Source organism: Micromonospora sp. WMMD1219, from assembly GCF_049315215.1.
GTDB classification, from domain to species: domain Bacteria; phylum Actinomycetota; class Actinomycetes; order Mycobacteriales; family Micromonosporaceae; genus Micromonospora; species Micromonospora tulbaghiae.
Map to the genome: position 1 here is coordinate 5600006 of NZ_CP186057.1, position 26091 is coordinate 5626096.

27 protein-coding genes and 1 pseudogene are annotated in these 26091 nt (G+C 74.4%); 13 read left to right on the plus strand and 15 right to left on the minus strand.

Annotation, left to right across the window (positions count from 1 at the left end; translation table 11 throughout):
- The first annotated feature begins 13 nt into the window (after positions 1–13).
- Together ACN27C_RS26185 and ACN27C_RS26190 are read left to right on the plus strand one after the other, a co-directional pair.
- On the plus strand, positions 14–358 hold the full coding sequence (locus tag ACN27C_RS26185) for an STAS domain-containing protein (protein WP_120570169.1): 345 nt from the start codon (positions 14–16) through the stop codon (positions 356–358).
- A gap of 43 nt (positions 359–401) precedes the next feature.
- The gene (locus ACN27C_RS26190; protein ID WP_422748764.1) at positions 402–749 is read left to right on the plus strand and encodes an STAS domain-containing protein; all 348 of its coding nucleotides are present in this window, start codon (positions 402–404) and stop codon (positions 747–749) included.
- Positions 750–844: 95 nt separating this feature from the next.
- Here the strand turns inward: ACN27C_RS26190 and ACN27C_RS26195 are convergent, their stop codons facing one another.
- A complete protein-coding gene (locus ACN27C_RS26195; protein ID WP_422748766.1) occupies positions 845–1159 on the minus strand; it encodes a hypothetical protein in 315 nt (104 codons plus the stop codon).
- 182 nt (positions 1160–1341) lie between these two features.
- Here ACN27C_RS26195 and ACN27C_RS26200 point away from each other — a divergent pair, with 182 nt between their 5' ends.
- The 3 genes from ACN27C_RS26200 to ACN27C_RS26210 all read left to right on the plus strand — a co-directional run bounded on the left by ACN27C_RS26200 (position 1342) and on the right by ACN27C_RS26210 (position 4301).
- Positions 1342–2313 carry a DUF2267 domain-containing protein gene (locus tag ACN27C_RS26200; protein WP_422748768.1) on the plus strand — a complete coding sequence of 324 codons (972 nt, stop codon included), beginning with the start codon at positions 1342–1344 and terminating at the stop codon, positions 2311–2313.
- Between the two features lie 71 nt (positions 2314–2384).
- Positions 2385–3173 (plus strand): spermidine synthase, encoded by a 789-nt coding sequence (locus tag ACN27C_RS26205; RefSeq protein ID WP_422748770.1) that lies wholly within the window; start codon positions 2385–2387, stop codon positions 3171–3173.
- 36 nt (positions 3174–3209) lie between these two features.
- Positions 3210–4301, plus strand: a complete 1092-nt coding sequence (locus tag ACN27C_RS26210; protein WP_364809469.1) for an AI-2E family transporter — start codon at positions 3210–3212, stop codon at positions 4299–4301.
- 27 nt (positions 4302–4328) lie between these two features.
- Here ACN27C_RS26210 and ACN27C_RS26215 read toward each other — a convergent pair whose 3' ends face one another.
- A complete protein-coding gene (locus tag ACN27C_RS26215; RefSeq protein WP_393155990.1) occupies positions 4329–5627 on the minus strand; it encodes an NAD(P)/FAD-dependent oxidoreductase in 1299 nt (432 codons plus the stop codon).
- A gap of 100 nt (positions 5628–5727) precedes the next feature.
- Here ACN27C_RS26215 and ACN27C_RS26220 point away from each other — a divergent pair, with 100 nt between their 5' ends.
- Positions 5728–7173 (plus strand): M20/M25/M40 family metallo-hydrolase, encoded by a 1446-nt coding sequence (locus ACN27C_RS26220; RefSeq protein WP_422748772.1) that lies wholly within the window; start codon positions 5728–5730, stop codon positions 7171–7173.
- Here the strand turns inward: ACN27C_RS26220 and ACN27C_RS26225 are convergent.
- The gene (locus ACN27C_RS26225; RefSeq protein WP_422748774.1) at positions 7134–7745 is read right to left on the minus strand and encodes a GNAT family N-acetyltransferase; all 612 of its coding nucleotides are present in this window, start codon (positions 7743–7745) and stop codon (positions 7134–7136) included. The genes ACN27C_RS26220 and ACN27C_RS26225 overlap by 40 nt on opposite strands.
- A 540-nt stretch (positions 7746–8285) precedes the next feature.
- On the opposite strand from ACN27C_RS26225, the gene ACN27C_RS26230 reads away from it, so the two are divergent.
- Positions 8286–8942 carry a C39 family peptidase gene (locus tag ACN27C_RS26230; protein ID WP_422748776.1) on the plus strand — a complete coding sequence of 219 codons (657 nt, stop codon included), beginning with the start codon at positions 8286–8288 and terminating at the stop codon, positions 8940–8942.
- Positions 8943–9146: 204 nt separating this feature from the next.
- On the plus strand, positions 9147–10949 hold the full coding sequence (locus ACN27C_RS26235; protein WP_422748778.1) for a glycosyltransferase: 1803 nt from the start codon (positions 9147–9149) through the stop codon (positions 10947–10949).
- Here ACN27C_RS26235 and ACN27C_RS26240 read toward each other — a convergent pair.
- The 4 genes and pseudogenes from ACN27C_RS26240 to ACN27C_RS26255 form a co-directional block, all read right to left on the minus strand.
- Positions 10875–11075: pseudogene (locus ACN27C_RS26240) on the minus strand (DUF6510 family protein); the annotation flags it as partial. The gene ACN27C_RS26235 and the pseudogene ACN27C_RS26240 sit on opposite strands and share 75 nt — an antisense overlap.
- A gap of 17 nt (positions 11076–11092) precedes the next feature.
- Complete coding sequence (locus tag ACN27C_RS26245) at positions 11093–11851, minus strand: ferredoxin reductase (RefSeq protein WP_422748780.1); 759 nt, start codon at positions 11849–11851, stop codon at positions 11093–11095.
- A 1-nt stretch (position 11852) separates the two neighbouring features.
- Positions 11853–12452, minus strand: coding sequence for a sulfite oxidase-like oxidoreductase (locus tag ACN27C_RS26250; RefSeq protein WP_302907005.1), 600 nt, complete (start codon positions 12450–12452; stop codon positions 11853–11855).
- 50 nt (positions 12453–12502) lie between these two features.
- Positions 12503–13537: a TerC/Alx family metal homeostasis membrane protein gene (locus ACN27C_RS26255; protein ID WP_120570181.1), complete on the minus strand. Its 1035-nt coding sequence runs from the start codon at positions 13535–13537 to the stop codon at positions 12503–12505.
- Between the two features lie 242 nt (positions 13538–13779).
- On the opposite strand from ACN27C_RS26255, the gene ACN27C_RS26260 reads away from it, so the two are divergent.
- Positions 13780–14970, plus strand: coding sequence for a CaiB/BaiF CoA transferase family protein (locus ACN27C_RS26260; protein ID WP_422748783.1), 1191 nt, complete (start codon positions 13780–13782; stop codon positions 14968–14970).
- Positions 14971–14986: 16 nt separating this feature from the next.
- On the opposite strand, the gene ACN27C_RS26265 is transcribed toward ACN27C_RS26260, so the two are convergent.
- Complete coding sequence (locus ACN27C_RS26265; RefSeq protein ID WP_120570183.1) at positions 14987–15394, minus strand: DUF2267 domain-containing protein; 408 nt, start codon at positions 15392–15394, stop codon at positions 14987–14989.
- A 178-nt stretch (positions 15395–15572) separates the two neighbouring features.
- On the opposite strand from ACN27C_RS26265, the gene ACN27C_RS26270 reads away from it, so the two are divergent.
- Positions 15573–15842, plus strand: a complete 270-nt coding sequence (locus ACN27C_RS26270) for a DUF2795 domain-containing protein (RefSeq protein WP_091427162.1) — start codon at positions 15573–15575, stop codon at positions 15840–15842.
- A gap of 331 nt (positions 15843–16173) precedes the next feature.
- Here the strand turns inward: ACN27C_RS26270 and ACN27C_RS26275 are convergent, their stop codons facing one another.
- The 4 genes from ACN27C_RS26275 to ACN27C_RS26290 are packed head-to-tail and all read right to left on the minus strand — an operon-like array spanning position 16174 to position 19082.
- Positions 16174–16842 carry a hypothetical protein gene (locus tag ACN27C_RS26275; RefSeq protein ID WP_121685643.1) on the minus strand — a complete coding sequence of 223 codons (669 nt, stop codon included), beginning with the start codon at positions 16840–16842 and terminating at the stop codon, positions 16174–16176.
- Positions 16843–16886: 44 nt separating this feature from the next.
- A complete protein-coding gene (locus ACN27C_RS26280; protein ID WP_422748786.1) occupies positions 16887–17858 on the minus strand; it encodes a pirin family protein in 972 nt (323 codons plus the stop codon).
- A gap of 15 nt (positions 17859–17873) precedes the next feature.
- Positions 17874–18710, minus strand: coding sequence for a hypothetical protein (locus ACN27C_RS26285; RefSeq protein WP_422748788.1), 837 nt, complete (start codon positions 18708–18710; stop codon positions 17874–17876).
- A 30-nt stretch (positions 18711–18740) separates the two neighbouring features.
- Positions 18741–19082, minus strand: a complete 342-nt coding sequence (locus ACN27C_RS26290; protein WP_252448963.1) for a MazG-like family protein — start codon at positions 19080–19082, stop codon at positions 18741–18743.
- Between the two features lie 92 nt (positions 19083–19174).
- Between ACN27C_RS26290 and gdhA the strand changes: the two genes are divergently transcribed.
- Entirely contained in the window at positions 19175–20506 is a 1332-nt protein-coding gene (gene gdhA, locus ACN27C_RS26295; protein WP_121685649.1) for an NADP-specific glutamate dehydrogenase, read from the plus strand.
- A gap of 151 nt (positions 20507–20657) precedes the next feature.
- Complete coding sequence (locus ACN27C_RS26300) at positions 20658–22016, plus strand: alpha/beta hydrolase family protein (RefSeq protein ID WP_422748790.1); 1359 nt, start codon at positions 20658–20660, stop codon at positions 22014–22016.
- Positions 22017–22023: 7 nt separating this feature from the next.
- Here ACN27C_RS26300 and ACN27C_RS26305 read toward each other — a convergent pair whose 3' ends face one another.
- Positions 22024–22803 (minus strand): DedA family protein, encoded by a 780-nt coding sequence (locus ACN27C_RS26305; protein ID WP_422748792.1) that lies wholly within the window; start codon positions 22801–22803, stop codon positions 22024–22026.
- A 66-nt stretch (positions 22804–22869) separates the two neighbouring features.
- On the opposite strand from ACN27C_RS26305, the gene ACN27C_RS26310 reads away from it, so the two are divergent.
- Positions 22870–23562, plus strand: a complete 693-nt coding sequence (locus ACN27C_RS26310) for a carbon-nitrogen hydrolase family protein (RefSeq protein WP_422748794.1) — start codon at positions 22870–22872, stop codon at positions 23560–23562.
- 3 nt (positions 23563–23565) lie between these two features.
- On the opposite strand, the gene ACN27C_RS26315 is transcribed toward ACN27C_RS26310, so the two are convergent.
- Both ACN27C_RS26315 and ACN27C_RS26320 read right to left on the minus strand, forming a co-directional pair.
- Positions 23566–25008: a serine/threonine-protein kinase gene (locus ACN27C_RS26315; RefSeq protein ID WP_422748796.1), complete on the minus strand. Its 1443-nt coding sequence runs from the start codon at positions 25006–25008 to the stop codon at positions 23566–23568.
- 93 nt (positions 25009–25101) lie between these two features.
- Positions 25102–25989, minus strand: a complete 888-nt coding sequence (locus tag ACN27C_RS26320) for a helix-turn-helix domain-containing protein (RefSeq protein ID WP_120570192.1) — start codon at positions 25987–25989, stop codon at positions 25102–25104.
- Positions 25990–26091: the final 102 nt, after the last annotated feature.

A 26091-nucleotide genomic window follows, 5' to 3' on the forward strand; every position in this document is an offset into this window, starting at 1 on the left:
GCTGAGCATCTCCGTGGATCGATCCGACCCGGCCGTCCCGGTGGTCGTCGTCGGCGGCGACCTGGCGTACGCCACCGCCGCCCCGCTGCGCGCCGAGATCGACAAGCTGCTCGCCGGATGCCCGGCAACGCTGGTGTTCGACTTCGGCGGCCTGGAGTTCATGGACAGCACCGGCCTGTCCGTGATCGTGCACGCCTGGCGTGAGGGCCAGCAGGCCGGCACCGTCATCGAGCTGCGCGCGGTTCCGCGCTTCCTGGAGACGATCCTCGACCTGACCGGCGTCACCGGCCTGCTCGACCGCTCGCCGGTCGACGACGCCGCCGGCCACCCGGTGCCGGGTTCGACCGCTTCCGCGTGACCCCGGGGGTTTCCCGGCCGCGCCCGGCTGGGAACATGGACGCGTGCCCTCCCAGATGTTGACCATCGAGGTGGACCGGCTCGGCGCCGGTTCCGCCCGGATGCGGCTGGCCGGGGAGCTGGACTTCGACACCGCGCCGGAACTCGTCGACGCCGTCGCCGACCTGCGCCGCGACGGCCACCAGGAGCTGGAACTCGACTTCGCCGGAGTGCACCTCTGCGACTCCTCCGGCCTGAGCGCGCTCGTGGTGATCCACCGGGCCGGCACCGGGGCGATCCGCCTGCTGAACCTGAACCCGCAGATCAAGCACCTGCTGGACCGCACCGGCCTGGCCGAACTGCTGGCCGCCCCGCCGCGCGACCTGAGCGGCGAGACCCGCGAGGTGGGCTGACCGACCCCGCGGCGCCCGCCACACGGGCTGAGCGTCCGGCGGACAGGGGTGGCCCCCGACCCTGGGACCAGGGGCCGGGGGCCGAGGAGGATGGCTCAGGCGGCGGGCGCGGCCTGCCGGTGCGGCGCCTCGTCGCGCGACTGTCCCGTGAGCGGAGGCTCGACGTCCTCCGGCGCGCCGGAATCGGGCGTCTGGAACAGATAACGGACGAAGTCCCCGCTCATGTCGTCGTCGTCCGCCCCGGGCCACTGCCCGACACAGTCGACGCCGACCACCTCGCGTCCGCTGCCGTCGTGGTGCTCCAGCAGGGCCCAGAGGGTCACCGGGTAGGAGCGGGTGTCGTCCGGGCCGATCCGCCAACGGGCGTACCAGCCGGGACGGGCGGGGACGATCTCCACGATCCGTTTCATGTCGACCTGCCCTTCCGCGTGCGTCGGAAGTTGTCCGGTCCGTCCGAGCCTGCCGCCCGCCGGGGTGAGCGCTCCTCACCCGCAGCGAATGAAGCGTCCGCCGGGCCGTCCGCCGTTACCTTCCCGGCAGCGCCGGGAACGCGGTCGGCGCAAGCGCAACCGACCAGGAACGAGGTGCGACGATGCGCAAGCAGATGGAGGGCGACAACCAGCGCCGCCGGACCCTGGCCCGCGAGGCCCGCGAGCGAGGGCTGCGGCCGAGCCAGACCGGCGCCAGCCTGAGCGCGTCCAAGCAGGTCACCTCGCTGGACCAGCACGACCGGTCCGGCCCGCCGCCGGCCGGACGGCACAAGCCGGACACCACCCGGGGTGGTCCCGCGCCGCCGCCGGTCGCCGTCGCGGAGCGCCAGCGCCCGCTGCCCGACCCGGCGCCGTCACCCGGGGTCTCGATGGCCTACCGGGATCTCGTCGACGACGTGAGCCGGCGCGCCGGCGTGGACTTCTCCACGGCCAAGGTCGCGGCGGAGGGCACCGTGCTGGCCCTGGCCCGGGCGCTGGACGAGGCGGAACGGGAGCGGCTGCTGGAGGCGGTGCCGCTGACCCTGCACGACGTGGTGCCGGTGTACGGCATGGAACCCCGCCGCGACCTGCCCGGCTTCCTGGCCGAGGTCGGCCGGTACAGCCGCCTCACCCCGGAGCAGGCGCGCTACCAGGCCGAGGCGACGCTCGCCGCGCTCGCCGCGGCCGACGCGGATCTGGTCGAGTCGCTGCGCGTACCCGACGAGTTGCGTGACCTGCTCGGGCCGACCGACTTCGGCGGCGGCCTGGTGGGCGCGTCCTCGGCCACCGCGCCGCTCACCGAGGCGGAGCTGCGCGACGCGCTGGCGACGCTGCCCTACTGGTCCAGCGACCGGCGGTCGCTCGTGCGGACGATCGAGCTGCCCGGCGGCAACCTGGACCGGGTGCTCGACCGGCTGGACCGGCTCAAGTCCGACGTCGGACGGTCGCCGCAGATCGGGCGGCCGGACCCGGACAACGCCGTGCTGACGGTCCGGACCCAGCAGGTCGACGGCGTGACGGCGGCGGACGTCGACCTCGCGCACCGGGTGGACGCGGCAGTCGACGAGGCCGGCGCCGGGATGGCGGCCGGCTGACCCGGCGGCGGGACGGCTCCGGTCCCCCGCGGGCCGGGGCCGCCCGCGGCCGCGCGGTACCGTGTCCCGCCGTGGATCACGACGACGCCGAGACCCTGGAGATCGTGGTGGACCCGGCCCGCCCGTCCGGGCGCACGCTGCTGGCCGACGGGGTCGAGCAGTCGTACGTGGACGTGGCCGACGCCCGGTACCTGCACTTCGAGTACGTGCGGCGGATCGCCGCCGCGATCGACGTGGCCGCCCCGCGCGGCGCGCCGCTGACCGCGCTGCACCTCGGTGGCGGCGCGCTCACGCTGCCGCGCTGGCTCGCGCGCACCCGGCCCGGCTCGGCGCAGCGGGTGGTCGAGCGCGATCCGGCCGTGGTCGAGCTGGTCCGGCGGAAGCTGCCACCGCTGCCGCCCGAGGTGGCGGTGGTGCTCGGCGACGCCCGGGAGGCGCTCGCCGGGGAGCCGTCCGGGGCGTACGACGTGGTGGTGGCCGACGTGTACCGGGCGGCCCGGATGCCGCCGCACGTGGCGGCGCTCGAGTTCGCGGCCCAGGCCGCCCGGGTGCTGCGCCCGGACGGCCTCTATCTGATCAACCTGACCGACCTGCCGCCGCTGGCGCACACCCGGGCGCAGGTGGCCACGCTGCGCGCGGTCTTCGCCGACGTGTGCCTGGTCGCCGACCGGCGGATGCTGCGCGGGCGCCGGTACGGCAACGTGGTGCTGGCCGCCTCGCCCGCCGCCGGGCGGCTGCCGGTGGTTCGGCTCGCCCCCCGCGTCGCCGCCGACCCGGTGCCCGGGATCGTGCTGCACGCCGCGACGCTCGACGCGTTCGCCGCCGGCGCCCTCCCGGTCACCGACGCCGGCCTGGGCTGAGCGTTTCCGCACCGGCGACGCGGGTAGCCGCGCCGGATGAGCGCCGCCTCGGACCGGTCCACCGCGCGCCGGACGCTGATCGTGATCGGTCTGGTCCTCGCCACCGTGGTCGGACTGGCGCTGGTCTGGGCCACCCGGCGGGTGCTGGTGTGGGGGCTGGTGGCGGTGTTCTTCGCGGTCGCCCTCAAACCGCTCGTGGACCGGCTGGAACGTCGGGTACGCCGCCGCGCGCTCGCCACGCTGCTGGTGTTCCTGGCCGCGTTCGCGCTGTTCGCCGCTGTCGGCGCGCTGATCGTGGTGCCGCTGGTGGACGAGGTGGGCCGGTTCGCCGACCGGGCGCCGGAGCTGGTGCGCGAGGCGCAGGCCGGACAGGGACCGCTCGGGCGGCTGCTGGAGCGGTTCCACCTGCTCCGGTACGCCGAACCCGGCCAGCTCCGCCGGTTCGGCGCCCGGCTCGGTGACCCGACGGTCGGGGTGGTCCGCAGCGTCGTCCAGGCGGTCGCCGCCCTGGTCACCGTGGTGGTGCTGGCGTACCTGATGGTCCTGGAGGCGCCGAAGATCGTGGCCGCCACGCTGCGGCTCACCGGTGACGGCCCGGCGGCGCGGCTGCGGCGCATCGGACGCGACTCGTCCCGGATCGTCACCGGCTACCTGAGCGGCAACCTGCTGATCAGCGTGATCTGCGGTGGTCTGACATTCGTCGTGCTGTTCCTGCTCGGGGTGCCGTTCGCCGCGGTGATCGCGCTGACGGTCGCCGTGTTCGACCTGATCCCGCTCGTCGGCGCCACGCTCGGTGCGATCGCCGCGACCGGCGCGGGGTTCCTGCACTCCCCCACCGCCGGCATCGTGGTGCTGGTCTTCTTCGTGGTCTACCAGCAGGTGGAGAACCATCTGCTGCAACCGGTCATCATGGCCCGCGCGGTCCGGCTGAACCCGTTGACGGTGCTGGTCAGCGTGCTGCTGTCGGTCGAGCTGGCCGGGCTGGTGGGCGCGCTGCTGGCGATCCCGGCGGCCGGCATCGTGCAGGTGCTGCTGCGCGAGTTCACACCGGCCGGACGGCAGGCCCTGCCGCAGCCCGCCGACGGCGAACCGGCGGGAGCGCCGCAACGGCCGCCGGCCGGTGGGTGAGGGCCGGCCGGCGGGCGCGCGGGGCGCTCAGCGGCGGCGGGCCAGCTCCGGGGACTCGCTCTCCAGCGGCACCGCGTTGGCCGGGACCAGGCCGAGCTGTACGGCGGGCCGGGGCAGCGTCGCGTCCAGTGCCCAGTCCGCCGCGACCCGGGGACGGTTACCCGGCATGGCGAGCAGGTGGTAGCCGCGGGTGACGGCCTTGGCGGGCAGCCCGGCCAGCGGCACCTTCAGCGGGTTCGCCGCCGCGTCCTTGCCGCCCAGGTCCACCACCCAGCCCAGGTCGTGGTGCTTGTACGACTTGCGCACGCCCTGCCCGTAGGAGGCGGCGATGTTGTGCGCGGCCAGCTTGCCCTGCCGCTGGGCGTGCTGCGCGGTCATCGCGCACACCTGCCCGGGGCGGGTCGGGTCGGGCACGGCGGCGGCGTCGCCGCAGGCGAACACCTCCGGGTAGCCGGGGACGTTGAGGAACTCGTCGACCACGAGCCGGCCCTTCTCGGTGCGCAGCCCCAGTTCGGCCACGAACGGGTCGGGGCGTACGCCGACGCACCAGATCAGGCTGCACGTCGGGACGTACTCGCCGTCGGTGAGCATCACGCCGTCCGGGGTGGCCTCCGCGACCGAGGTGCCCATCCGCACGTCCACGCCGCGTCTGCGCAGCACCCGGTCGGCGGTGACCGACATCCGCCGGTCCAGTTCGGGCAGCACCCGGGGCGCCACGTCCAGCAGCATCCAGCGCGGCCGGACGTTCAGGTGCGGGCGCTGGGCCATCAGCCGGTCGGTGAACAGCTGCCCGTGCGCGGCCACCTCGGTGCCGGTGTAGCCGGCGCCGACCACGACGAACGTGGAGCGGGCCCGCTGCTCGGCCGGGTCCTCGGTCAGCTCGGCCAGCTCGACCTGCCGGACCACGTGGTCGTGCAGGAACAGCGCCTCGGGCAGGCCGCGGAAGCCGTGGGCGTACTCGGTCACGCCGGGGATCGGCAGCAGCTTGTTGACGCTGCCGACGCTGAGCACCAGCCGGTCGTACGCGAGCTGCCCGTGCTCGCCCTCGATCGAGCGGTAGCCGACCCACCGGTTCTGCAGGTCGACCCGGTCCGCCTCACCGACCACCACGCGGACGCCGTCGAGCGTGCCGGCGAGCGGCACCGCGATCCGGGTCGGCTCCACCACGCCGGCCGCCACCTCGGGCAGCAGCGGCAGGTAGAGAAAGTAGTCGGTCGTGTTCAGCAGGACGATCTCGGCCCGGTCGCGGGCCAGTCGGCGCAACGTCTTGGCCGCGTGGTACCCGGCGAACCCGGCCCCCACGATCACCACCCGTGGTTTCGTCATGCCTGCTGCCGTTCCCGGGCAGACCTGCGACAAACGTGCCCATGATCCATCCATCGACGGCTATATGGACATTCCTCGTGATCGGCGCGAGGATGCCGGGATGGGAAACCACGAGACCGCCGAGGGTCGGCCCACGAGGTCCAGCCGGCGTACCTTCCTCACCGCCTCCGCCGCGGCCACCGCCGCCGCCGTCGCCACCCCGCTCGCCGCCGCCCCGGCCGCCGCCGCGACCGGCGCGCCCCCGGGCCCGGGCCGTCCGGCCCGGCCGCAGCGGCCCGACCGCGAGCTGACCGCGCTGCTGCGCGAGATCGACAGCCGCCGGATCGAGGCCGTCGTGCGCCGGCTCGCCGCGTTCGGCACCCGCCACACCCTGTCCAGCCAGACCGATCCGGTACGCGGCATCGGCGCCGCCCGCGACTGGATCCACGCCCAGCTCTCCGGGTACGCGGCCGCGTCCGGCGGCCGGATGAGCGTCGAACTGCAGTCGTACGTGCAGCAGCCCGCCTCCCGCATCCCCGTTCCGACCACCATCACCAACGTGGTGGCGACCCTGCGCGGCGACGTCACGCCCGAGCGGGTGTACGTCATCACCGGCCACTACGACTCCCGGGCGACCGACGTGATGGACGCGGTCAGCGACGCGCCCGGCGCCGACGACGACGCCTCCGGCGTGGCGGTGGTGATGGAACTGGTCCGGGTGCTGTCGACCCGCCGCACCGAGGCCACCATCGTGCTCGCCGCGGTGGCCGCCGAGGAGCAGGGACTGTACGGCTCGGCGTACCTGGCGTCGCAGCTGAAGGCGGCCGGTGCCGACGTCCAGGCCATGTTCAGCAACGACATCGTCGGGTCCAGCACCGCCGACGACGGCACCCGCGACCCGCGTACCGTGCGGTTGTTCGCCGAGGGCGTGCCGACCGCCGAGACCCCCGCCGAGGCGAGCGTCCGGCAGTCCGTCGGCGGCGAGAACGACTCCCCGTCGCGGCAGCTCGCCCGGTTCGTCACCGACGTGGCCGAGAACTCCGCCACCGGCATGGACGTACGCGTGATCTACCGGCGGGACCGCTACCTGCGCGGCAGCGACCACATCTCGTTCCTGCGCGAGGGGTGGCCGGCCGGCCGGTTCACCGAGCCGAACGAGGACTTCGCCCACCAGCACCAGGACGTACGCGTCGTCGACGGGGTGCAGTACGGCGACCTGCCCGAGTTCTGCGACTTCGGCTACATCACCCGGGTGGCGCGGGTGAACGCCGCGACGCTGTGGTCACTGGCCCAGGCGCCTGGTACGCCCAAGGGCGTCACGGTGGTGACCACGAACCTGACGAACGACACCACGCTGCGGTGGCAGCGCGGCCCCGAGCCGGACCTGGCCGGGTACGAGGTGGTGTGGCGGGAGACCACCGCCGACCAGTGGCAGAAGGTGCTGCCGGTCGGCGACGTCACCGAGGTGACGATCGACCTGTCCAAGGACAACGTGTTCTTCGGCGTGCGGGCGGTGGACCGGGACGGTCACCGCAGCCCGGTCGCCTTCCCGAAGCCCGGTAGCTGAGGCCGGCCGGTCACCGCCCCGGCGTCCGGTCCACCGTCCGGGGCGGTGATCGCCCAGCGTTCGTGGTCGCGCCACGCGCCGTCGATGAACAGGTAGTCCGGCGAGAACCCCTCCAGCCGGAAACCGAGCCGGCGCGCCAGCCGCTTCGACGGCTCGTTGCCGGGCTGGATGTTCGCCTCCAGCCGGTGCAGACCGAGCGGCCCGAACGCGTACTCGATCACCAGCCGCACCCCGGCCGAGGTGTGCCCGGTGCCCGCGTACGGGCGGAACGCCGCGTATCCGAGGTAACCGCCGCGCAGCGCGCCGAGCACGATGCCGCTGATGTTCGCGTATCCGGCGATCTGCCCGCTGGCCCGGTCGCAGAACAGGAACCCGGAGCTGTTTCGCGCCCGGATCTTGCGCAGGTACGCCGCGTACCGCTGCGCGTCATCGGGCGCGGACAGCCACGGATGGTGCAGGTCGCGGCTGCGCCGGGCGGCGGCGACGAACTCCGCCTCGTCGGCCGGACGGGGACGGCGGATGGCGACGCGTCCGTCACTGCGCAGATCTCGCACCGCTCCACTCTCGGACACCGCCCCCACCCCGCCCCACCCGGGGTGCACTCTCCCGGGCATCCGACTCTCACGCGATCTTGCGTTTGATGCCCGTGAGGTGTCCGTTTTGTGGGGGCTTGTCGGGGAGCAAAGTGCAAGATCGCGCGGTGGTGCAGTTCGCCCGTGCGGCGGCGTGACGGGTTTGGTGTTTTTTGTCCGGTTCGGTTGCGGGGTGTGGGTGTGGTCGGTGCCATCGTGAGGGTGGAATCGGTGGCGGGCGCGGGGCGTTGTACATGGCTGACCGCCCAGGCACCAGGGTCGAGCGCCGGACACCGGCCCGCCCGGCACCCCGGCAGGTCGGGGAATCGGCCCGGCCCGGTCGTCGTTACATCCCCGAGCGACGGGCACCCCCGCCGTCCCCGGGAATGGCCCCGGACCGCCCGTCGTTACACCCCCGAGCCGCGGAGCAGGCCCCCCAGCCGCCCGCGCGCCAGCCCCTACTGGCGGGCACCCCCCAATACTTTTCCCCTCCGCGGCACCCCCGCCGCGGTCATCCCCCACTTCAGGGAGGCAACCATCATGGCTACCACTCTGCTGCGTAAGACCGTTCTGACCACTGCCGGTATCGCCGCCACCGCCGGTGGCATCGCCGGACCCGCGATCGCCGCCCACGCCGCCCCCGCCGAGAAGACCACCGCCGCTGTCGCCGACCGCAAGGGTCACGGTGAGCGGGAACTGGACGTGCGCTACGAGGCCCAGCCCAACTTCTACTTCTGCGGCCCCGCCGCCGCCCGCAACGCCCTGTCCGTGCAGGGCAAGAACATCGACGTGCACGCCATGGCCAAGGAAATGGGCACCACCGAGGCCGGCACCAACAGCATCAACGACATCACCCCCGTGCTGAACAAGGAGACCGGCACCAGCAACGCCTACAAGTCCGTCGAGATCAGCACCCCCAAGGCCGACGACAAGCAGACCGACACCCTGCGCACCGACGTCGTCAAGACCGTCGACGCCGGCCGGGCCGTGGTCGCCAACATCGCCGGCACCGCCACCGACACCGACGGCGGAACCCACTCCTTCGAAGGCGGCCACTACATCAGCGTCATCGGCTACCGCGACGACGGCCACACCGTCACCATCGCCGACAGCGCCAACCCCAACACCGCCACCTACCGCATGAGCATCGACAACCTCGCCGACTGGATCGCCACCCGCGGCTACAGCACCAGCTGACCAACACCACCGCGCACACGGCTGCAAAGCAAGAGTGACAGCACACCGGAAGGGCCCGACCCCACCACGGGGCCGGGCCCTTCCGTGCGTCTCCAACGGCTGCCTGCCGGTCACCTCGCCGTCACGCCGGTGTCGTCACCCGGACGGCTCGCTCCACCACGCTGGGTCGCGCCGGATCGTCCGGGCGACCGCGAAGGAGCAGCAGTGGCAGCCGAGGAGGCGACGCACCGCCCACCGACCACGCACCGCCCACCCGCGACGAGCCGCCCCGACGTGAGCGTCGTCGTGCCGGTCTACAACACGCTGCGCTACCTGCGGTCCTGCCTCGACTCGGTGCTGCGGCAGACCATCGGGCCGGACCGGATGGAGATCGTGGCGGTGGACGACGGGTCCACCGACGGCAGCGGCCGCCTGCTGGACCGGTACGCCGCCAAGCATCCCGGCACGGTACGGGTGGTCCACCAGGCCAACTCCGGTGGCCCGGCGGCGCCCTGCAACCGGGGACTGGACCTGGCCACCGGCCGGTACGTCTTCTTCCTCGGCTCGGACGACCGGCTCGGCCCGGAGGCCCTGGAACGTCTGGTCGCCGCCGCCGACCGGTACGGTTCGGACGTGGTGCTCGGCAAGGTGGTCGGCGTCAACGGCCGGCACGTCTTCTCCGACGTGTTCGCCGGCGGCAACGCGGTCGACGTGAGCCTGTTCGACTCGGCGCTGCCCTGGTCGCTGGCGAACACGAAGCTGTTCCGGCGCGGCCTCGTGGACCGGCTCGGGCTGCGGTTCCCGGAGGACATGCCGGTGCTCAGCGACCAGCCGTTCACGCTCGCCGCCTGCTACCACGCCCGGCGGATCTCGGTGCTCGCCGACTACGACTACTACCACGCAGTACGCCGGCTGGACGCCCGTAACATCACGTACCACAGCCGGATCGAGCAGCGCCTGGTCAGCGTGGAGCGGCTGTTCGCGTACGTGGCCGACCTGATCCCCGCCGGAGCGCGCCGGGACGCGGTGCTGCGCCGCCACGTCGGGCTGGAACTGGCGAACCTGGTCGGCGACGACTTCCGGCACCTGGACCGGGCCGCGCAGGAGCGGGTGCACGCGACGGTCGCGCGGCTGGTGCGGCGGCACGTCACCGACGGCCTGCGGGACCGGCTCGGCATCGAGGCGCGGCTGCGCCTGGGCGCGGTGACCGCGGGCGGGGTCGACGACCTGCTGGCGGTCATCGAGCAGGACAGCGGCCGGGGCGTACCGGCGACGGTGTTCGCCGGTGACCGCTGGCACGCGGGCTATCCGGGCGCACCGGCGCGGTGGACCGACGTCACCGACGTGCGCGCCGACTGGCTGGCGCGGCTGGACGCCGTCGACGTGAGCTGGGCCGACGGGCACACGCTGACGGTGACCACGCGCAGCCCGTACCCCCGGTTCGCCGCGGAGGCCGGGCCGGTGCGGATGCTGGCCGGTCCGGTCGTGGGCGCCACCCGGATGGACGCCGGCGATCCGGCCGGCCGCACGCTGCGCACGGACTTCGCGCTGGACCGGCTCCTGACCGCCGGCCCCGCCGACGGGCAGCGGCACCCGGTGCGCGCCGAGGTGGACGGCGGGCACGGGCGCGGCGGGGCCGCGGTGCGCGCGCCGCGGCTCGCCGCCGGGCGGCCCCGGCTGCTGCGGCGCGGCGCCCGGCTGTACGGGGTGGCGGCGACCGTCGACCCGCGCAACGGTCAGCTCGTGCTGTCGGTGGTGCCGGTGACTGTGGGTCAGCTCGTCGGGCGGCTGCGCCGGCGCGGGCGACGCGGCCCGGCCGGGGCACAGACGTCAGAGCGCGGCCCGGCCGGGGTGCAGGTGTCAGGGCGCGGCGCGGAAGCCCTGCTCGGCCGCCATGGGCACCTGGAGGTACGTGGTGCCGCGCAGGTCCAGCCAGGCCCGCTGCGGCGCGCGGACCAGCCGCACCATCACCCCGGAGCAGGCAGGACAGCGCCCGACCAGGCCCGGGGCGTGCGAGTAGACGTGTAGCCCGGCCATCGGGCCGGTCGTCCCGCAGGTGTCACAGCGGCCGGTGGTGGCGCTCAGGTCTACGGCGAACAGCTCGCGCAGCGGCCCGTCGAGCATGTTGCCGTCCAGGTACGACAGGTCGGTCATACGCCCTCCTCGGGTCGTCAGCCGGTCGGGCCGAACCGTTCGGTCCGCACGCGCCGGGTCGGGTGGCCCAGCCCCACCAGCAGGTCGGCCACGGTCTCCACGAATCCGGTGGGGCCGCACACGTAGCACAGCGGCTCCAGGTCGGGCGGCCAGCCGTGGCTGTTCACGTCGGCCAGGCTGATCCGGTGCGGCTCGCCGCGCCAGCCCTCGGGCGCGGACCGGGTGTAGACGTACGCGACGTCGAGGCCCTGGTCGTCGCGGGCGCGGCGGCGCAGCTCGTCGGCGTAGATGACGTCGTCCGGGGTGCGCACCGAGTAGACGAGCCGGAACGGTGTGCGGCTGCCTGCGGCGCGGCGTGCGCGGATCATCGCCATCAGCGGCACCACGCCGGATCCGCCGCCGACCAGCAGGACCGGCGCGGTGTCGTCGGTGCGCCAGACGAACCAGCCGCCGACCGGTCCGCGTACCTCCAGCGGGTCGCCCTCGGCGTAGGTGTCGGTCAGGTACGGCGACACCTCGCCGTCGGGCACCCGCTGCACCGTCACCTCGATCCGCTCGCCGTCGGCGGGGCCGGCCAACGAGTACGACCGGGCGGCCTGGTAGCCGTCCTCGGCGGTCAGGCGCAGGTCGACGTGCTGCCCGGGCAGATGCCCGGGCCAGCCGGGCACGTCCAGCACCAGCGTCTGCGCGGTGGGCGTCTCGATCCGCCGCTCGATCAGCCGGGCGACCCGCCACATCAGCGGCGCGACGCGGCGGCCCTCGGTCTGCGCCGTCACCTCAGTCGCCCTGGTAGCGCTGCTCGCGCCACGGGTCGCCGTAGTCGTGGTAGCCGGCGGTCTCCCAGAAGCCGGGCCGGTCGTCGACGAGCAGCCGGATGCCGTGCACCCACTTCGCCGACTTCCACAGGTACAGGTGCGGCACGAGCAGCCGCGCCGGGCCGCCGTGCTCGGCCGGCAGCGGACCCCCGTCGTACGTGTGCACCACCCAGGCCCGCCCGCCGCGCAGGTCGTCCAGCGGCAGGTTCGTGGTGTAGCCGCCGTACGAGTGGGCCAGCGCGTACCGGGCGCCGGTGTCGACGCCGTCGAGCAGCGTGTCCAGGGAGACGCCCTGCCAGGTGGTGCCGAGCTTGGACCAGCGGGTGACGCAGTGCAGGTCAACGGTCGGGGTGTCCTGCGGCAGGCCCATCAGCTCGTCCCAGGACCAGCGGTACTCCGCGCCGGTCTCGCTGGTCAGCACGAACTCCCAGGTGTCGAGGGAGACACGTGGCGTCGGGCCGGCGGAGAGCACCGGGAAGTCCTCGGTGAGGTACTGCCCCGGCGGCAGGTCGGGTGCGGACGAACGGGGCCGGCCCTGGAAGCCGGGCGAGACGATTCCCACCCGTCAGTCGTACCACCGCCGGTCGCGCCGGGGCAGGGGTTCCCACCGAGTCAGGCGGAACCTCCGCCCTGCCCCTCGTGCACGACCGTGCGCTTGCCGTCGCCGCTGTTGCGGGTGGCCCGCAGGCTGGTGATGGTGACGATCACCAGGACGCCGATGATCACGCCGAGCGAGGCGAGCGTCGGGATCTCCGGTACGCCCTTCCAGATGCCGTGCGCCCAGTGCAGGCCGAGCTTGACGCCGATGAACGCCAGGATGGCGGCCAGGCCGTAGCTGAGGTGCACGAGCCGGCTCAGCGCGGCGTGCAGCACGAAGTAGAGCGCCCGCAGGCCCAGCAGCGCGAAGGCGTTGGTGGCGAAGACCAGGTACGGGTCCTCGGTGATGCCGTAGACGGCGGGCACCGAGTCGACGGCGAACACGATGTCCGTGGCCAGCACGGCGACCACGACCAGCGCGAACGGGGTGAGCGCCCGCCGGCCTGCCTGCCGGATCGTCATCCGGGTGCCGTGGTAGTCGTCGACCACCGGCATGATCTTGCGCAGCAGCCGTACCGACCGCATCTTGTTGATGTCGACCTCCTGCTCGTGCCCGGAGAGGGCGTCGCGCAGCAGCTTGACCGCGGTGGCGATCAGGATGAGCGCGAACAGCAGGAAGGCGAAGTCGAGCGTCTGGAGCGCGGCGGCGCCGAGCGCGATGAACACACCGCGCAGCACCAGGGCGCCGGCGATGCCGTAGAGCAGCACCCGCTGGGCCAGCACGGCGGGCACCGCGAACGCGGCCAGCAGCAGCATGAAGACGAACAGGTTGTCGACCGAGAGGGACTTCTCGACCAGGTAACCGGTGAGGTACTCGATGCCCTGCTGGCTGCCGTAGCGGGACCAGATCCACGCGCCGAAGGCCAGCGGCAGGGCGATGTAGAAGGCCGACCAGCCGAGCGCCTCACGGATCGAGACCTCGTGCGGCTTTCTGGTCACCAGGAAGTCGAGCACCAGCAGGACGAGCACGCCGACGATCGTCACGGCCCACAGCGTGGGCGTGCCGACCGACGACAACCCGGCCGCGGCCAGGGGCGACAATTCGGGCATGGAGCCTCCTCGAACACCGTGTCATGTTCGAGGTCTCCTTCACCCACGTTTTCGTGGGCAACCACCCGGGGCTCGCCTCGGCGGCTTGCCGTACTGACCGGAATGATTCGTGGGAAGTACTCCCCTCGCCTGGACAAGGCTAGGTCACCGCCCGACCGGACGCCAAGTCGGGACACGGTTGATTGCCCTGGTCAACCGCTGTGCGGCGGCGGAGGGCATGGCGCCGGCTCATCCCGGCCCCTATGGTGACGCGGGTGACCAACCAGGGACCACTGACCGGCGTACGGGTGATCGAGCTGGCCGGCATCGGCCCCGGTCCGTTCGCGGCGATGATGCTGGCCGACCTCGGCGCCGACGTGGTGCGCGTCGACCGGCCCGGCGGCGGCGGGTTCGGCGCCTTCCCCGGCGACCTGCTGAACCGCAACCGCCGCTCGATCGCTGTGGACCTGAAGCAGCCCGAGGGGCGTGACCTGGTGCTCGCCCTGGCCGCCGGCGCGGACGCGCTGGTCGAGGGCTTCCGGCCCGGGGTGACCGAACGGCTCGGCCTCGGCCCGGACGCCTGCCTCGCCGCCAACCCCCGCCTGGTGTACGGGCGGATGACCGGCTGGGGACAGGACGGGCCGCTGGCACACAGCGCCGGGCACGACATCGACTACCTGGCGCTGACCGGCGCGCTGCACGGCGTGGGCCGGGCCGGGGAACGCCCGGTGCCGCCGATGAACCTGCTCGGCGACTACGGCGGCGGGGGCATGATGCTGGCGCTCGGCGTGGTCGCGGCGCTGTACGCGGTGCGCGGCGGCGCGGGCGGCCAGGTGGTCGACGCGGCCATCGTGGACGGTGTGTCGGTGCTGGCCACCCAGATCCACGCCCTGCGCGGCATCGGCCTGTGGCAGGACCCGCGCGGGGTGAACCTGCTCGACGGCGGCGCGCCGTTCTACGACACGTACGAGTGCGCCGACGGGCGGTACGTCGCGGTGGGCGCGCTGGAGCCGCAGTTCTACGCCGAACTGGTCCGGCTCACCGGCTTCCCGCCGGGCGGCGAGGACGCCGGGGCGGACGGCAGCGCCGCGGACGACGCGCTGGACCGGGACGACCCGGCGAACTGGCCGGCGCTGCGGGCCGCGTGGGCGCGGCTGTTCCGCACCCGGACCCGGGACGAGTGGACGGAACTGCTGGCCGGCACCGACGCCTGCGTGGCACCCGTGCTCGACTGGGCCGAGGCTCCGGCGCACCCGCACCTGCGTGCGCGGGAGGTGTTCGTGGCGCCGGACGGCGTCACCCAGCCCGCCCCGGCGCCGCGCTTCTCGGCCACCCCGACCTCGGTGCGGCGCCCCCCGCCCTCGCCGGGCGAGCACACCGACGAGGTGCTCGCCGACGCCGGGATCGACGCCGGCCGGATCGCCGCGCTGCGCGCCGCCGGTGTGATCGGCTGACCGCCCGCGAACCGGCTCAGCGGCGGTTCGCCGCGGCCGGGGCGAGTGCCGGTTCGACCATGTCCCGGTAGTCGCGCGGGAACTGGACCACGACCTCCTGGAACTCCCCGCCCCGGATCGCCTCGCGCATCGTGACGAACACCGCGCGTACCGCGTCCCGGGCGGTGTTCTCGTCGCAGTCCGCCCGGCGGGCGACCCGGGCGACGAACTCCGCCGCCCCGAAGCGTTCCGCCGCCTCGTCGCGCGGATACGGACTGAGCAGCCCCTGCAGTGGCTTCGGCAGCTGCGCGGCCAGGTCCAGCACCTCGCCGCCGGTCAGCCGCTCGGCGAACGTCTCCAGCGTGGCCCCGGTGAGCGTGGCGGCCCGGTCCTCGCTGGTGCCGGTGAGCCGGGCGACCCGGCTCACGAAGGTCAGGTAGTGCATCCGTGGTACCCCCTTCGGTGCGCCCACCGCGGCTACCCGCGACAGCGCGCCGGAAACGGCGCCGGCCACCGGCGCGATCACGGCAGCGGGATTTGCGCCCGTGGGGGCGTGAGCGGCGGCGCGACGGGTAACCGCCGCCCGGTCACGACCGCGACTACTGCCCCGAGGAGCCCGACCCATGGCGAGTTACACGGATGTCCTTGAGTACCTGTCCGCGCTGGACTACCCGGCCGGCAAGGACGACGTCATCCGCGAGGCGGAACGGGAGGGCGCGCCGCCGGACGTGTTGCGGGCGCTGCGCGCGCTGCCCCCGGTGGACTACGCCAACGGCACCGAGGTGGCCCGCTCGGCCGGCATCGACGCGGCTCCCGAGGTGAGCCCTTCGCAGCGCGCGGCGCAGGCCCGGGTCGACCACCCGCGCGTGTCGCAGCACCTGCGCGGCATCTGAGCACGGCCGCGGGCCGGCGGGCGACACGGCCGCCGGCCTCTGCGCGTGCCGAGACGAGCCCGGCGTGCGATCGTCGCGGGTGGGCGGTCGTGCGCACTCCCGGGTGGGCGGTCGGCATGCCCGGACAGGCGAGCGCCCCGGGTCACGAACCGCGACCTGGGGCGCCACGCAGCACCTGTCCTGCGCGGTTCACGCCCGAACCGGGTCGCGACCGCGCAGCGGTGAGATGTTCGCCCGAACCGGGCGGGCATCGCTGCCACGATCATCATACGACGCGGCATCAGCCGAACGGGTGAGAATCGCGGAAGTGTGTCCGGGCGCACGCGTGCGCTCAGGCGGTCACCTCGGCGTACCGTCGCTCCAGGTCCACTCGCGCCAGCGCTCCGACCAGCCACGACAGTTGCTCCGACTCGCCACTGCCGGTCAGTCCGGCGAGGTCGCGGGCGGTGCGGCCCAGGCCGAGCCGCCGGGCCGCCGCGAGCGCCCGCCGGTCGGCCACCGGAGCCGCCTCGCGCCACAGCGCCTGCGCCTCACGCAGGAACAGGTCGCACACCTCGTCGTCCACTCCGGGCAGCGCGGTCAGCAGCCGCCGTTCCTCGCCCGGGTCCTGGTGCGCGGCGGTCCGCAGCCGGCGCAGGTCGCCCCGGTACGTCTCGACGACCGTGCGGGCCAGGTCGCCGAGGGTGTCGGCGATCCCGGCCAGGTCACCGCGCAGCCCGGCGGCGCGCAGCACGCGTACCCGGTCCTCGTGCCGGGAGCGGGCCATCCGGGCCGCGGTGTCCCAGCCGGCGTCGCGCAGCGCGCCGGCCGCGTCGACGGCCCGGTGGAAGTCGCCCCGGCGGGCCAGCAGGACGGCCAGGTACAGCACCTGGAACAACTGGGCCGGGTTGTTGGTCACCCGGAACCCGAAGCACTCGGCGAACCCGCGGCCGTCTCCGGCGAGCCGGCGGGCGAGCCGCTTCTTGTCCGCGACGTCGCGCGGGGCGGTCTTTGTCGGCATGCCGCCGTCTACCCCGGCGACGGCGCGGCATTCGGGTACGGCGGTCAGCCGCGCACGTCGCCGCCGCGGTCGCGGGCCTTGAGGCGGGTGGTGGGCAGCGCGGGCGCGGGCAGCGGTGGCGCCGCGTCGTCGGCGACCACACCGAAGCGGCGGCCGGCCATCCAGTCCTCCCGGGCGGCCACCACCTCCTCGTGCGAGCGGCCGACGAAGTTCCACCACATCACCAGCGGCTCCTCGAACGGGGTGCCGCCGAGCAGCAGCAGGCGCGTGCCCGGCTCGGCGCGCAGGGTCAGCGCGCTCCGCCCGAGGCCCAGGTAGAGCAGCGCGCCGGGGGCCAGCGCCGTGCCGTCGCACTCGGCGGCGCCGGACATGGCCAGCAGCCCGTACTCGAAGTCCGGACGCAGCGGCAGCGTGGCCGGCGCCGGGCCGCGGACCTCGATCTGCGCGCCGGCCAGCGGGGTGTGCACGACCGCGGGCGAGCGTTCCCCGCCGAGGTCGCCGACGAGCAGCGTGACGTCCAGGTCGCCGTCGCGGAGACGGGGCAGGTCGGCGTGGTGGGCGAAGTCCGGGTCACCGGCCCGGGCCGGATCGGGCAGCGCCACCCACAGCTGCACGCCGTGCATCAGGGGCGGGTGCACCAGCGGGGAACGCTCCGAGTGGGCGATGCCCCGCCCGGAGGTCATCACGTTGAGCTGGCCCGGGCGGATGGGCTGCACGTTGCCGAGGCTGTCGCGGTGCAGGATCTCCCCGTCGAGCAGCCAGGTGACGGTCTGCAGCCCGGTGTGCGGATGCGGCGGCACCTCCATGCCGGGCCGGTCGGCCACGTCGTCGGGCCCGAAGTGGTCGACGAAGCACCAGGCACCGACCATCCGGCGCTGCCGCTGCGGCAGCAGCCGGCGCACAGTGGTGTAGCGGCCGAGCGGGACGTCGTGGCCGGGCAGCAGCACGCTGCCCGGGTCGGTCGGGCCGACGCCCGGTGGGAGCGTCTGCGCGGGCAGGGATTCGGTGCGGTCCACCGCCCGACTCTACGCTCACTCCGCGGTGACGCTCACCGCGTTCGCGCCCCCGACCAGGTCGAGGTAGAGCCGGTCGGCGGCCCGGTCCCAGCCCGGCGAGCTGACGAGGTCACCGGCGGCGATCCCGCCGCGCCGCTCGTCGTACAGGGTCAGGGAGCCGGCGCCGGAGGCCACCCGCACCCGGGCCGGCGGCCCGCCGGGCGCGGTGACTGTGAGTTCGCTGACCCCGCCGGTCATCCGGACGGTGAGCGAACCGTCGATGCGCGGCAGCAGCAGCCGGGTACGCGACGCGCCGCCGACCAGGTCGACCCCGGCGAGCCGGGCCTCGCCCAGGTCGAGGCGCTGCTCGCTGACCCCGCCGATCAGCCGCAGCCGCCAGGTGACCCGGGAGTTGAGCACCACCTCGACGGCGGACGGACCGGGGCGGCCGTTCTCCTCCACCCGCAGCCGGACCCGGTCGCCGACGAGCTGCGGGCGAGGGGTCACACCCGAGCCGTCCGGCGCGCCGATCCGGTAGAGGTCGTCGCCGAGGTCGGCGGCACGCAGCGTGAACCGGGTAAGCCCGTCGACCAGCTCGAACTGGGCGCGCTGCCGGTCGCCGCGGGGTGCGGCGACGGTCTCGGCGCCGGCCACCTCGGCGGCGCCCGCCGCGCCGGAGCCGCCGTTCCCGGTGACCGGTGACGCCGGCGCGCCGCCGGAGAAGACCACACCGAGGCGGGCCGGGTTGGACAGCGTCACCGCCACCGCCACGACCCCGAGCACCACCACCAGCACCGCGGCGGCGGCCAGCAGCCGGGCTCCGCCGGACCAGCGGGGCAGGGCCAGGTCGGGGTCGTCCTCGGATGCGGTCATGGTCGTCCCCTCTCGCCGGTCCCCACCGGGTCATACGTCCGCGTCGGCGTCCCGGTTCATTCCCACTCCGGTACGCGAACGCACCTTGTCGGCGCACGCGGTCAGCACGGCGTGCGCGTCCAGGCCGAGGCTCTCGATGGCGACCAGCGCGGTGAACGCCACGTCGGCAAGTTCGGCGGCGACCTCCTCGCGGGTGTGCGTCACGCCCTTGCGCGGGTTCTGCCCGAGCAGGCCGATCCAGGCCGCGGCGACCTCGCCGGCCTCCTCGCCGATCTTGAGGATGCGGCAGGTCAGTTCGGTGTCGCCGCGGCCGTTCGCGGCGTCGAGCCAGGCGCGCGCGTCCCGCGCCGTCGTCCAGATGGTGGCGTCCACGCGGACCAGTGAACCCCACCCCACGGACCGTTCGTATCCTGGGGCGACGCAGGCCAGGGGGCCTGCGTCCCAGGCGAGAGGAGGTGCCCGTGATGCCGGAGACCGTCGAGTCGGTGTTCGCCGGCGTGGTCGCCCGGAACCCGGGAGAGCCCGAGTTCCACCAGGCGGTCCGCGAGGTACTGGAGAGCATCGGTCCGGCCCTGGCCCGGCATCCGGAGTACGCCGAGGTGGTCGAGCGGGTCTGCGAGCCGGAGCGGCAGGTCATCTTCCGCGTGCCGTGGGAGGACGACCAGGGCCGGGTACGGGTGAACCGCGGCTTCCGGGTGGAGTTCAACAGCGCGCTCGGCCCGTTCAAGGGCGGCCTGCGCTTCCACCCGTCGGTCTACCTGGGCATCGTGAAGTTCCTCGGGTTCGAGCAGATCTTCAAGAACGCGCTGACCGGGCTGTCCATCGGCGGCGGAAAGGGCGGCGCCGACTTCGACCCGAAGGGCCGCTCCGACCGCGAGGTGATGCGGTTCTGCCAGAGCTTCATGACCGAGCTGTACCGGCACATCGGCCCGCAGACCGACGTGCCGGCCGGTGACATCGGGGTGGGCGGCCGGGAGATCGGCTACCTGTTCGGGCAGTACAAGCGGATCACCAACCGGTACGACGCGGGCGTGCTCACCGGCAAGGGCCTGGCGTACGGGGGCGCGCAGGTGCGCCGGGAGGCGACCGGGTACGGGGCGGTGTTCTTCGCCGACGAGATGCTCCGGCAGGCCGGTGACAGCCTGGAGGGCAAGCGGGTGGTGGTGTCCGGCTCGGGCAACGTGGCCATCTACGCGATCGAGAAGGTGCACCAGCTCGGCGGCACGGTGGTGGCGTGCTCCGACTCGAGCGGCTACGTGGTCGACGAGAAGGGCATCGACCTGGCGTTGCTGCGCGAGCTGAAGGAACAGCGCCGGGGCCGGCTGGCCGAGTACGCGGAGCACGCGCGCAACGCGGTGGCGGTCCCGGACCGCAACGTGTGGGAGGTGCCCTGCGACCTGGCCCTGCCCTGCGCCACGCAGAACGAGATCGGCGGCGCGGAGGCGGCCGCGCTGGTCGCCGGCGGCTGCGTCGCGGTGGTGGAGGGGGCGAACATGCCCACCACGCCGGAGGCGGTGCGGATCCTCGGCCGGGCCGGGGTGCGGTTCGCCCCGGGCAAGGCCGCCAACGCCGGCGGGGTGGCGGTGAGCGGGCTGGAGATGCAGCAGAACGCCAGCCGCGACACGTGGACGTTCGGCGAGTCGGAGCAGCGGCTGCGCGAGATCATGCGGGACGTGCACGACAGGTGCTGGGCGACGGCGGAGGAGTTCGGCCTGCCCGGCGACTACGTGGCCGGGGCGAACATCCAGGGGTTCCGGCGGGTGGCCGAGGCGATGCTGGCGCACGGGCTGGTGTGAGCGGTCCGCGGGACGGACACTGACGGAGCGGTCGGTCAGCGATTGACAGCTCTCGACGCCCGGCCTAGGTTCAGGGCGCTACCGGCCGGTAGGCATCCGTCCCGCGTCGTCACCCCCGTCCCGGGGTGGCACCCGTCCCCGGGGAGCAGCGATGCAGCCCTCACCCGTCCGCCGCCGGCTGCTCGCCGTCGGCGCGGCCCTCGCGCTGACGCTCGGCCTGACCGGCGCGGCGCCCGCCGCCGCCACCGGCCGTGACGACGGCAGCGGCCCGCTGCCCGGCTACACCATCGTCAACCCGCCGCTGCCGCCGCTCGTCGTCGGCGGGGCCGCCACCACCGTGCGGCAGGGCGTGCACGCGAACGCCGGGTACATCATCGAGGTCCCGGCGCGCTGGAACGGCGACCTGGTCATGTGGGCGCACGGCTACCGCGGTCAGGGCACCGAGCTGTCGCCGGAGCCGCCCGCCTTCGAGCTTCGGCAGCGCCTGGTGGCGCAGGGGTACGCGTGGGCGTCGTCGTCGTACGACCGCAACGGCTACGACGTGCGCTCCGGCGTACGCGGCACGCGCTCACTGGCCGACCTGTTCAGCCGTACCGTCCGGCGCCCGCACCGGGTGCTCCTGGCCGGCGTGTCGATGGGCGGCCACGTCATCGGCCGGTCGCTGGAGCAGTACCCGGGCTACTACGCCGGGGCGCTGCCGATGTGCGGGGTGCTCGGCGACCAGGAGCTGTTCGACTTCTTCCTGGACTACAACCTGGTCGCGCAGGCGCTCGCCGGGGTGCGCGCGTACCCGACGCCGGCCGACTACCTGACCTCGGCGGTGCCCCGGATCCAGGTCACGCTCGGCCTGGCCGGGCTGACCCCGGGCGGCCCGGACACCACCAACGACCGGGGCAAGCAGCTGCGCGCGGTCACAGTGGAGCGCTCCGGCGGGCCGCGCCCGGGCGCCGACGCCGCGTTCGCGGTGTGGAAGGACTTCCTGTTCGGCATCGCCGTCAGCGAGGCGGACGGCTCCCCCGCCCGGCGTCCCGGTCAGCTCGCCACGAACCTGTTCACCCGGTACGCGCCGAACCAGCCGGTGAACCTCAATGCCACGGTGCAGCGGGTCGCGCCGGAGAACCTGCGCCAGCGGCTCTCGCCCGGCCTGACCGAGGTGCCCCGGATCGCCGGGCGGCCCACCGCGCCGGTGCTCAGCCTGCACGGGCTCGGCGACCTGTTCGTGCCCTTCGGGATGGAGCAGGCCTACGCCCGGGACGTGGCCCGGCACGGCCGCTCCCGGCTGCTGGTACAGCGGGCGGTGCGCACCGCGCAGCACTGCGAGTTCAGCCCGGCCGAGGCCGGCGCCGCCTGGGACGACCTGGCCCGCTGGGTCCGCACCGGCAAGCGCCCGGCCGGTGACCCGGTCACCGACCGGCGCGCGGTGGCGGCGCCGGACTTCGGCTGCCGGTTCAGCGACCACGCCGCCCGGGCCGCCGGCGCCGGCACCCGCCCGCTCTACCCGCCCTGCTGAGCCGGCCTCAGTCCTCCGCCCGGCCGTACCAGCCGCCCCGGTAGACGGTGCCCTGCGGGGCCGCCTGCGGCTCCGGCTCGAGCTGCGGCTCCGGCTGCGGCGGCACGTCGCCCGCGGTGCGCCGGGAGCGGCGGACCCGGCTGACCACGAACCAGCAGGCACCGGCCAGCACGGCCACGATGACGACCTTCTGGAACGTGCCCGCGTACGCCTCGACCACGTGCCACTGCTCGCCGAGGAAATACCCGGCGAGCACGAAGGTGGTGTTCCAGATCAGACTGCCCAGCGCGGTGTAGAGCAGGAAGACCGGCACCGGCATCCGTTCCACCCCGGCCGGGATGGAGATGAGACTGCGGAAGATCGGAATCATCCGGCCGAAGAACACCGCCTTGACGCCGTGGCGCAGGAACCACGCCTCGGTGCGGTCCACGTCCTCCAGCTTGATCAGCGGCAGCCGCGCGGCCAGCGCACGCATCCGGTCCCGCCCGAGGGCCGCGCCGATGTAGTAGAGCGCCAGCGCGCCCACGATCGACCCGAGCGTGGTCCAGAAGATGGCGCCGGCCAGGCTCATCCTGCCCTGGCTCGCGGTGAAGCCGGCCAGCGGCAGGATCACCTCGCTGGGAATGGGCGGGAACAGGTTCTCCAGGGCCACCGCGAGGCCGGCGCCGGGACCACCGAGCCGTTCCATCAGGCCGGTGACCCAGCCGGCTACTCCGTCGCCGGTCGGTTCCGCGGCCCGCGAGGTGCTCACCCGGGGGACGGTGAGCAGCTGTGCGTTTCCGATCATCGGACCAACGTTACGGGGCGAAGCCGCGGACGACCACGCGTCATGGAAACCATTATCGTGTACGGCATGCGTACGCCGTTGCGGATCGCCGTCGCCCAGCCGCTGACCCGCTCCCACGACGTCGAGGGCAACGCCGTCCGGCACGCCGACGCGGTACGCGCCGCCGGGGCCCGCGTGGTGGTGTTCCCGGAGATGTCGCTGACCGGGTACGAGCTGACCGCCGCGCCGCTGGACCCGGCCGACCCGAGGCTCGCGCCGCTGCGGGCGGCCTGCGCCGACACCGGGGCGCTGGCGCTGGCCGGGGCGCCGGTGCCCGGGCCGCACATCGGGGTCCTCGCGGTCGACGCCGACGGCGTGCGGGTCGCGTACCGGAAGATGTGCCTGGGTGGCGCGGAGCCGCGGCACATGCGACCGGGCCGGGAGCCGGCGGTGCTCGATGTGGACGGCTGGCGGCTGGGCCTGGCCGTGTGCAAGGACACGGGGACGCCGGAACACGCGGCGGCGACTGTGGCGCTCGGCGCGGACGCCTACCTGGCGGGGGTGCTGGAGTCGGCCGAGGACGCGGCGGTGCCCGACGAACGCGCCCGCCGGGTCGCCGCCGCGCACGGCGTGTGGGTGGTGACTGCGAGTTTCGCCGGCTCGACCGGGGGCGGGTACGCGCGCGCCGCGGGCGGTTCCGGGATCTGGTCACCGGCGGGTGAGCCGGTGGTCCGTGCCGGCACCCGCGTCGGCGAGGTGGTGGCCGCCGATCTGCGGTGACCGTCAGCCCTCGTCGGCGCCGCCGCGCAGCCGCTCGTAGCCGTCGATCAGCTTCCGCAACGCGGCGGCGGTGACCGGGTCGATCTTGTCGTCCTCGGCCGCGTCGTCGATCTTCTCGCGCAGGTCCTCGACCCGCTTGTCCCGGTCCTTCGGTTTGCCCCGGTCCAGCTCGGCGGCCTTCTTCCGCAGGTCGTCGGCGGTCTTGCGGTCGATCAGGCCGATCGACTCGGCCCGGTCGAGCAGCTCACCGAACCGGTCGCCGAGCTGACGCAGCGTCACCGGTTCGGATGCCGTCGACGGCGGCGCGGCGCTGGTGGGCTTCGGGGCGGGCGGTTCGGCGGCGCCGGTCGACGGGCCGGCGGTGGGCGCGGCGGCCGGCGGGGTGCCGGAGCCGTCGCCCCACACCAGCGAGCCGACCACGGCGAGCAGCAGCACCACGGCGCCGGCGACGAGCAGCCCGAGCAGCCGGTTCGACGAGACCGCCGGGCGCGGCGGCGCGACGGGACGTGCCGGCGGGACCGGGCGGGACGCGGCGGCCGGGGACCGCTCGATCAGGGTGGGCGGGTGCGCCTCCGGCGCCACGGTGGGCAGGATCGCGGTCGGCGGGTCCACCGGACGGCCCACGCCGAGCCGCTCGGCGAGCCGGGCCGCTGTGGGCCGCCGCTGCGGGTCCACGGCGAGGCAGGCCAGGACCAGGTCGCCGACCTCCGGCGGCAGGCCGGGCACCCGCAGCGGCGGCACCGCCGGACGGTTGCGCCGCACGTCCAGCACGTCGTCCCAGCTGCGCACCAGCAGCGGCGCCCGCCCGGTGAGGCTGCGGTACAGCAGGACGCCGAGCGCGTACACGTCGCCGGCCGGGTTCGCCGGGCCGGGGTCGAGGCGTTCCGGGGCGAAGTAGGCGGGGGTGCCCATCAGCAGCGCGCCGGTCTGCCCGGTGACCGGGTGCGGGCCGGCGGGCGCGGCGATGCCGAAGTCGAGCACCTTCGCGCCGGTCTCGGTGAGCATCACGTTGGCCGGCTTGACGTCGCGGTGCACCACGCCGATCCGGTGCGCCGCGGCCAGCGCCCCGGCGACCTGCCCGGCCGTGCGGACCGCGTCCGGCCAGGCCAGCGGCCCGCCGGCCAGCCGGTCGGCGAGCGTCTGCCCCTCCACCAGCTCCATCACCAGGTACGGGACCACGACGCCACTGTCCAGCGTCGCCTCGCCGTAGTCGTACACCTGAGTCACGTGCGGGTGGGTGAGCCGTGCCGCCGCGCGGGCCTCGCGCTGGATGACCGCCCGCAGTTGCGGGTCGGCGGCGAGCTGCCCGGCGAGGGCCTTGACCGCGACGGGCCGGTGCAGCACCTCGTCGTCGGCGCGCCACACCTCGGACATCCCGCCGAGGCCGATGCGTTCGCGCAGGACGTACCGGTCGTGCAGGCGCAGGGCGGGCGTGAACGGCGACATAATTCACCAGGCTGCCATGCGCGGCACCGGCCGCACCAACCCGCGCCCCCGTTTCGTCCCGTTCCGGCGTTCTTGCGCCCGCCGCCGCCCCGGTCAGGCCGGGTACAGCTCGTCGCGCATGCGGGCCAGCAGCTCCGGGGTCCGCTCCGGCGGCGCGGCCTCGACGCACAGCCGTTCCATCGCCTCGGCGTAGAAGTCGAGGTCGTCGCGTTTGTCCAGGTAGATCGCGCTGGTGAGCTGCTCGATGTAGACGATGTCGGGCAGGTCGGCGTCGCCGAAGCGCAGGATGCTGAACGCGCCGCTGGCCGCGGCGTGCCCGCCGGCGGCGAACGGGACGATCTGCAACCGCACGTGCGGGCCGGACGTCGCCTCGATCAGCGCGTCCATCTGCTCCCGCATCACCGCGGCACCGCCGATCGGGCGGCGCAGCACCGCCTCGTCGAGCACCGCCCACAGCTGCGGCGGGTTCGCGCGCCGCAGCAGCTCCTTGCGCTGCATCCGCAGCTCCACCCGCCGGTCCAGCTCCGCCGCCGACGCGCCGCGATGGCCGAGGAGGATGACCTCCCGGGCGTACGCGGCGGTCTGCAACAGGCCGGGCACGAACTGCACCTCGTACGTGCGGATCAGCGCGGCGGCCGCCTCCAGGCCCAGGTACGACTGGAACCAGGCGGGCAGCACGTCGCCGTAGCGGTGCCACCAGCCCGGGCTGTTCGCGTCGCGGGCCAGCTTGAGAAGCGCGTCACGGTCCTCGGGCGCGGTGACGCCGTAGAGCGTGAGCAGATCGGCCACGTCGCGCTCCTTGAAGCCGACCCGGCCCAGCTCCATCCGGCTGATCTTCGACTCCGACGAGCGGATCTCCCAGCCGGCGGTCTCCCTGCTGACCCCGGCGCTCTCCCGCAGCCGGCGTAGCTGCCCGCCGAGCAGCATGCGCAGCACTGTCGGACCGCTTGTCGGACCACCCTCGACGGGCACCGTCGCCACCTGACCGCCCTCGCATCCCGACCGCCCCGGCCGGGCACCCTCCCGGACCGACGAGTAAGCATGCCATGAACCGACAGTGAGGTGAACTCCTCCGGACGGACG

What these genes read in the sequence shown, in the direction of transcription:
- ACN27C_RS26210 (WP_364809469.1), top strand. Translation starts at nt 3,210, where the DNA reads ATGAGCGCCGCCTCGGACCGGTCCACCGCGCGCCGGACGCTGATCGTG.
- ACN27C_RS26285 (WP_422748788.1), bottom strand. Translation starts at nt 18,710, where the DNA reads ATGACCGCATCCGAGGACGACCCCGACCTGGCCCTGCCCCGCTGGTCC.
- ACN27C_RS26255 (WP_120570181.1), bottom strand. Translation starts at nt 13,537, where the DNA reads ATGCCCGAATTGTCGCCCCTGGCCGCGGCCGGGTTGTCGTCGGTCGGC.
- ACN27C_RS26220 (WP_422748772.1), top strand. Translation starts at nt 5,728, where the DNA reads ATGGGAAACCACGAGACCGCCGAGGGTCGGCCCACGAGGTCCAGCCGG.
- ACN27C_RS26275 (WP_121685643.1), bottom strand. Translation starts at nt 16,842, where the DNA reads ATGCCGACAAAGACCGCCCCGCGCGACGTCGCGGACAAGAAGCGGCTC.
- ACN27C_RS26260 (WP_422748783.1), top strand. Translation starts at nt 13,780, where the DNA reads ATGGTGACGCGGGTGACCAACCAGGGACCACTGACCGGCGTACGGGTG.
- gdhA (WP_121685649.1), top strand. Translation starts at nt 19,175, where the DNA reads ATGCCGGAGACCGTCGAGTCGGTGTTCGCCGGCGTGGTCGCCCGGAAC.
- ACN27C_RS26310 (WP_422748794.1), top strand. Translation starts at nt 22,870, where the DNA reads ATGCGTACGCCGTTGCGGATCGCCGTCGCCCAGCCGCTGACCCGCTCC.
- ACN27C_RS26200 (WP_422748768.1), top strand. Translation starts at nt 1,342, where the DNA reads ATGCGCAAGCAGATGGAGGGCGACAACCAGCGCCGCCGGACCCTGGCC.
- ACN27C_RS26270 (WP_091427162.1), top strand. Translation starts at nt 15,573, where the DNA reads ATGGCGAGTTACACGGATGTCCTTGAGTACCTGTCCGCGCTGGACTAC.
- ACN27C_RS26195 (WP_422748766.1), bottom strand. Translation starts at nt 1,159, where the DNA reads ATGAAACGGATCGTGGAGATCGTCCCCGCCCGTCCCGGCTGGTACGCC.
- ACN27C_RS26230 (WP_422748776.1), top strand. Translation starts at nt 8,286, where the DNA reads ATGGCTACCACTCTGCTGCGTAAGACCGTTCTGACCACTGCCGGTATC.
- ACN27C_RS26300 (WP_422748790.1), top strand. Translation starts at nt 20,658, where the DNA reads ATGCAGCCCTCACCCGTCCGCCGCCGGCTGCTCGCCGTCGGCGCGGCC.
- ACN27C_RS26215 (WP_393155990.1), bottom strand. Translation starts at nt 5,627, where the DNA reads ATGACGAAACCACGGGTGGTGATCGTGGGGGCCGGGTTCGCCGGGTAC.
- ACN27C_RS26265 (WP_120570183.1), bottom strand. Translation starts at nt 15,394, where the DNA reads ATGCACTACCTGACCTTCGTGAGCCGGGTCGCCCGGCTCACCGGCACC.
- ACN27C_RS26315 (WP_422748796.1), bottom strand. Translation starts at nt 25,008, where the DNA reads ATGTCGCCGTTCACGCCCGCCCTGCGCCTGCACGACCGGTACGTCCTG.
- ACN27C_RS26305 (WP_422748792.1), bottom strand. Translation starts at nt 22,803, where the DNA reads ATGATCGGAAACGCACAGCTGCTCACCGTCCCCCGGGTGAGCACCTCG.